Here is a 5519-nt window from a genome sequence, read left to right as displayed (position 1 = left end):
CAACCCCCCCCCCCCCCCCCCCCCCCCCCCCCCCCCCCCCCCCCCCCCCCCCCCCCCCCCCCCCCCCCGGGAACCGTGCCGCCCCCCCGCGGCGTCGGGAACGGCAGGTGACCGAACGCTGAAGCCACGAGGACAACCGGAGGTAGTTCGTGGGCGTGACTCTTTCCAAGGGCGGCAACGTCTCGCTGAGCAAGGAGGCGCCCGGGCTGACCGCGGTCACGGTCGGGCTGGGCTGGGACGTGCGCACCACCACCGGTGCCGACTACGACCTGGACGCCTCGGCGCTGCTGTGCGACGGCGCCGGGAAGGTGCTGTCGGACCAGCACTTCGTCTTCTTCAACAACCTGGCCAGCCCGGACCGCTCGGTGGAGCACAGCGGTGACAACCTCACCGGCGGCGGCGACGGCGACGACGAGCAGATCAAGGTGAACCTCGCCGGCGTGGCGCCCCAGGTGGAGAAGATCGTCTTCCCGGTCTCCATCTACGAGGCCGAGGGCCGCGGCCAGAGCTTCGGCCAGGTCCGCAACGCCTTCATCCGGATCGTCAACCAGGCCGACGGCCGCGAGCTGGCCCGCTACGACCTGACCGAGGACGCCTCCACCGAGACCGCGATGGTCTTCGGCGAGCTGTACCGGCACGGCACGGAGTGGAAGTTCCGCGCCATCGGCCAGGGCTACGCGTCCGGTCTGGCCGGTATCGCCTCGGACTTCGGCGTCAACGTCTGAGCCGTACGGCGGCGCCCGATCCCGGCGCCCCACCGAACGAGCCCCGTGGCCCGGTCGCCCCTCCCGGCGACCGGGCCACGATCTTCTCCATACGTTCACAAACGTGTGAGCGGGCGGGGCACTTGGGCCCTCGCGCACCTTTCGTCACGCCCGTCCGCCGCGCCCCACGGGGCACGCATCCGGGCAAAGCGGCGGCCCCGCCGGGCCAATGGCCGCAATTGCGGCGGCGCATTGTACTGACGTGACGTCAGAATTTCACGTACCAGCGGCACTTGCCGTCGCCGTGTCTGATCATGGTGGTACGATCGCCCCGCTTGCCAGGCTAGCCAATGAGCGTGCAGGACAGACGGCGATCGGTTCGAGAGGGTCCACCACACCGAGGAGCACCATGCCGCAGTCGGGCATAAGGGCGATCCTCGTGGTGCCGACGCATCTGCGCTGCCGCCGGCAAGGCGCGTGCGACGCCCCGGGTCGCGCGGGTACCGACCGGGCGCCCGCGCACATCAGTACTCCCGGACGCCAAGACGCAGCCCCTTTCCGTCCCTGGTGGTCGTCTAGTCGCTTGAAGAGAGTCTCATGACGCATTACATACAGGATCCAGCGCTCTGGGCTCTGATCGTCGGCGCCCCGTCCGCCGCGACCGTCATCATCCGCGGCCGCCGGGCCCGAGCCAGACTGCGGGCCGAGAAGGCCGAGTTGGAGAACCGCTACGCGGAACTCGAGGGCGGCTACTCCGAGTCGGTGCGGGAGGCCCGGGTCCGCGCCGAGGAGGCCACCAAGAGCGCGCTGAAGTCCTCCATGCGGACGCTCCAGGGCCTGGCCAACGAGCAGCAGGTCAGCATCTCCAAGGCCCAGGAGAAGTTCGGCGAGCACCACGTCCTCCAGGACCTCCTGGAGATCGACCACATGAACTCGCAGTTCGGCCGGCGCGCCCAGTCCATCGCCGTGCTCTGCGACGGATGGCTCGGCCGGCAGCGGGTCGCCGCCTCGGTCTACGACGTGGTGCGCAGCGCCAAGGGCCGCATCCGGCACTACACCCGGGTGGAGATCCGGTCGCAGACCAACTTCGCCCTGACCGGCCGTGCGGTCGAGCCGGTGGCGCTGGCCCTGGCCGAACTGCTGGACAACGCGACCAGTTACTCGGCCCCCGACACCCCGATCGACATCACCACGCGCACTGTGCCCAAGGGTGTCTGCATCATCATCGACGATGCCGGTGTCGGTATGAACGAGGAGGAGAAGGCGCGCGCCGACCAGCTGCTGTCGGGCCAGGGCCAGACCGGTATCGCCGGTCTGGGCAACCCGCCGCAGTTCGGCTTCGCGGTGATCGGCGTGCTCGCCCAGCGGTACGGCTTCAACGTGTCCGTCGACTCCTCCTCCCCCTATGGCGGCGTACGTGCGGTGGTGCTTCTTCCCGAGGAGCTTCTGACGAACATGCCCGAGCCGAAAGAGCCCCCCGCCTCCCGCACCTCCGTGCCCGCACAAGCACCTGTATCTGCACCCGCACCCAACGGGGTGGTTGCCGGACCCGGCGCACCGGTGGAGCGTTCCGCCACGTCGACGCCCGGCGGCCTGCCGAGAAGGAGCCGCAAGGGCTCCATCTCCATCGTGCCGAGTGTGGACGCCCCCGCCGCGCCTCCCACCCGGACCAACGAGGAAGCCGCTTCGATCATGGGCGCCTTCCAGCTCGGTACTCAGTCCGGGCGCTCCGCAAACAGGGAAGGGCATGAATCGCAGTGAACAACGACCTGTCATGGATGCTTGAGAGTGCCCTGGAGGTCCCCGGGGCACGCCACGCCGTCCTGATCTCCGCGGACGGGCTGCTGATGGCCCGCTCGCAGCACGTCCGCAAGGACGAGGCTGACACCGTTGCCGCGGCGATGAGCGGCATCCAGTCGCTGAGCCGGACGATGGGCGCCTTCGCCGGCGACGGGCAGATGACCTGGCGGCAGACGCTGGTGGAGTTCGACGGCGGCTGGGTCTTCCTCATCTCCGCCGGCGCGGGTGCCTACCTCGCCGTCTCCTCCGCGCCGGACGTCGACATGGCGTCGATCACCTTCCGGATGCAGCAGCTCGTCGGCCAACTCGGCAAGGTCCTGACCGCGCCGCCTCGCGAAAACACGAGTACCCAGGTATGAACCATGCGGAAGAGCCGTTGGCGCAGTCCACGGATTTAGTGCGTCCGTATGTCATCACCAACGGGCGCGGGCTGCCGGCCGACGACAAGTTCAACCTGATCACGCTCGTCACCGCGTCCGACCAGCCGCGCCCCGTCCATCTCGACCCGGAGAAGCACAGCGTCCTCGACCTGTGCGGCGGCGGAATGCTCTCGGTGGCCGAGATAGCCGGGCACATGAAGCTCCCGATCGGCATCGTCAAGGTGCTGCTGTCCGACCTCGCGTCGGAGGGCTACCTCGTCGTACGGCCGCCGGTGCCTCGGGCCCAACTCGCCGACGTATCGCTCCTGCAGGAGGTGCTGAATGGGCTCCAGGCCCGATTCGGCTGATGGCGTCTATCTCGACGGAGCAGTGAAGACCGCGGCCAAGATCCTGGTCGTGGGGCACTTCGCGGTCGGAAAGACGACGTTCATCGGCACCATGTCCGAGATTCCCCCGCTGCGCACCGAGGAGCGGATGACCCAGGCGGGGGCCTTGGTCGACGACCTCAAGGGGGTGCGGGGGAAGACCACGACCACGGTGGCGATGGACTTCGGCCGTATCACGCTGAGCGAGCACCTGGTGCTCTACCTCTTCGGCACCCCGGGGCAGGAACGCTTCGTCCAGGTGTGGGAGGACATGACCCGCGGCGCGCTCGGCGCGCTGATCCTGGTCGACCCGGAACGCCTGAAGGAGTCTTTCCCTGTTATCGACCTGGTGGAACAGTACGGACTGCCCTACGCGATTTCCGTCAACCACTTCGACGACACGCCGATGCGTCCCGACGACGAACTGCGCGACGCGCTCGACCTCCTGCCAGAAACCCCCATCGTCACCTGTGATGCCCGCGACCAGAAGTCATCCGCCGACGCATTGATCGCCCTGGTCCGGTATCTCCAGACGCGTACCACTAGGAGCACGACGTGAGTACCGACCAAGGCTTCCCCTCTCCGCCGCCCGGCTGCCCCGCCCACGGCCGAGTGCCCCTGTACGGACCCGAGTTCCAGGCGGACCCGGACTCGTACTACGCCTGGATGCGGAACTTCGGTCCGACCGCGCCGGTCGAGCTGGCGCCGGGCGTGGACGCCACGCTCGTCACCGACTACTCGGCCGCGCTGCAACTCCTCCAGGACCCCGACACCTTCCGCAAGGACTCGCGCCGCTGGCGGGCCTTCAACGAGGGCAAGGTCCCCCCGAACAGCCCCGTGGTGCCGCTGCTCGCCTACCGGCCGAACTGCATGTTCACCGACGGCGCCGACCACCTGCGGCTGCGCCAGGCGGTCACCGACACGATAGCCAGGGTCGACAGCCACCAGCTGAAGCGGAACGTGGACCGCGTCTCCCGCTACCTGGTCGGCCAGTTCAGCACCCGCGGCGCGGTCGACCTGCTCAACGACTACGCCAAGATGGTCCCGATCCTCTTCTTCAGCGAGCTGTTCGGCTGCCCCGCGGACATCGGCGACCGGGTCATCTTCGGCATCACCGGCATCTTCGACGGCGTCAACGCCGAGAAGGCCAACGAGGTGCTGGTCCAGTCCGTCTCCGAGTTGGTCGCCCTGCGGCGGGCGCAGCCGGGCGAGGACATCACCTCCTGGCTGATGCAGCACCCGGCGAAGCTCAGCGACGAGGAGATGGTCCACCAGCTCATCCTGCTGCTGGGCTCGGGCGTGGAGCCGCTGCGCAACCTCATCGGCAACAGCCTGTGCCTGATCCTCTCCGACGACCGCTACTCCGACGGCGGGCTGCTGGTCGAGGACGCGATCGACGAGGTGCTGTGGAACAACCCGCCGATGTCCAACTACGCGCCCCACTACCCGGTGGCCGACATCGAGTTCGCCGGGCGCCGGATCGACGCGGGTGAACTGGTGCTGGTGAGCTTCGCGGCGGCCAACACCGACCCGGCGCTGTCCGGTTCGCGCCAGCTGCTGAGCAAGCGCGCCCACCTGGCGTGGAGCACCGGCCCGCACGGCTGCCCGGCCAAGGACCCGGCGCAGCTGATCACGATCGCGGCCATCGAGAACCTGCTCAACGAGCTGCCGGACATCGAGCTGGCGGTGCCGGTGGACAGCCTGACCTGGCGTCCCGGTCCGTTCAACCGCGCGCTGGCCACGCTGCCGGCCCGGTTCGACCCGGTCACGCCGAGGGAGTCGCGGTCCGCGGCGCAGGCCAGGCCGGCGGCCGCGGCCGCGGGTCAGGCGCAGCAGGGCAAGCAGCAGAAGGGGCTGTGGAGCTCCTTCCTGGCGTGGTGGAAGGTGTGAACCCGCCAAATTGCTGGCCGAAAGGCATGCGTGATTCAGGTCACGGTGTGCATATGCCCGCAACCCACATGATCGCCGGAGCGGAGGGGTAGTCACCTGGGCGAAAATCGTTGGCCAGGACTAAAGGAGTTGTTACCGTGCCTGCTGCCGCCGATCCGCCCGCCCCGTCGCGACCTGCTGGCTTAGTGGTACCCCGCTCGCTCGGCGGTTATTCGGATCTGTCGAACGTTTATTCCCCTCTCGATCGACTGCCCGACCGCCTGTCCGACCCGCCCTGCCCACCGGGTGCCGCTCCGCCCGCCGAACCCGCCCCTCGGGGCGGGTATCTTTTCGCCCGCCGAGAAGTGCGCCCGGCGCACACGGGCACGGGAGGCGGCGCA

General features: G+C 69.0%; 6 protein-coding genes. All 6 read left to right on the top strand.

The window, feature by feature from the left end; translation table 11 throughout:
- Positions 1–149: 149 nt before the first annotated feature.
- The 6 genes from AC3EVP_RS36680 (at position 150) to AC3EVP_RS36655 (ending at position 5139) form a co-directional block, all read left to right on the top strand.
- On the top strand, positions 150–725 hold the full coding sequence (locus AC3EVP_RS36680; RefSeq protein WP_335970321.1) for a TerD family protein: 576 nt from the start codon (positions 150–152) through the stop codon (positions 723–725).
- Positions 726–1301: 576 nt separating this feature from the next.
- Positions 1302–2465 carry an ATP-binding protein gene (locus tag AC3EVP_RS36675; protein WP_435138059.1) on the top strand — a complete coding sequence of 388 codons (1164 nt, stop codon included), beginning with the start codon at positions 1302–1304 and terminating at the stop codon, positions 2463–2465.
- Complete coding sequence (locus AC3EVP_RS36670) at positions 2462–2863, top strand: roadblock/LC7 domain-containing protein (protein WP_335970324.1); 402 nt, start codon at positions 2462–2464, stop codon at positions 2861–2863. The genes AC3EVP_RS36675 and AC3EVP_RS36670 overlap by 4 nt, the downstream gene beginning before the upstream one ends.
- The gene (locus tag AC3EVP_RS36665) at positions 2860–3231 is read left to right on the top strand and encodes a DUF742 domain-containing protein (RefSeq protein WP_335970325.1); all 372 of its coding nucleotides are present in this window, start codon (positions 2860–2862) and stop codon (positions 3229–3231) included. Before AC3EVP_RS36670 ends, AC3EVP_RS36665 begins: the two co-directional genes overlap by 4 nt.
- Positions 3206–3808: a GTP-binding protein gene (locus tag AC3EVP_RS36660; RefSeq protein WP_435138055.1), complete on the top strand. Its 603-nt coding sequence runs from the start codon at positions 3206–3208 to the stop codon at positions 3806–3808. The genes AC3EVP_RS36665 and AC3EVP_RS36660 overlap by 26 nt, the downstream gene beginning before the upstream one ends.
- Positions 3805–5139 carry a cytochrome P450 gene (locus AC3EVP_RS36655; protein ID WP_435138052.1) on the top strand — a complete coding sequence of 445 codons (1335 nt, stop codon included), beginning with the start codon at positions 3805–3807 and terminating at the stop codon, positions 5137–5139. Before AC3EVP_RS36660 ends, AC3EVP_RS36655 begins: the two co-directional genes overlap by 4 nt.
- Positions 5140–5519: the final 380 nt, after the last annotated feature.

The organism is Actinacidiphila sp. bgisy144, from assembly GCF_057708105.1.
This window is presented reverse-complemented; position numbering and strand designations above follow the sequence as displayed.

What these genes read in the sequence shown, in the direction of transcription:
- AC3EVP_RS36660 (WP_435138055.1), top strand. Translation starts at nt 3,206, where the DNA reads ATGGGCTCCAGGCCCGATTCGGCTGATGGCGTCTATCTCGACGGAGCA.
- AC3EVP_RS36665 (WP_335970325.1), top strand. Translation starts at nt 2,860, where the DNA reads ATGAACCATGCGGAAGAGCCGTTGGCGCAGTCCACGGATTTAGTGCGT.
- AC3EVP_RS36675 (WP_435138059.1), top strand. Translation starts at nt 1,302, where the DNA reads ATGACGCATTACATACAGGATCCAGCGCTCTGGGCTCTGATCGTCGGC.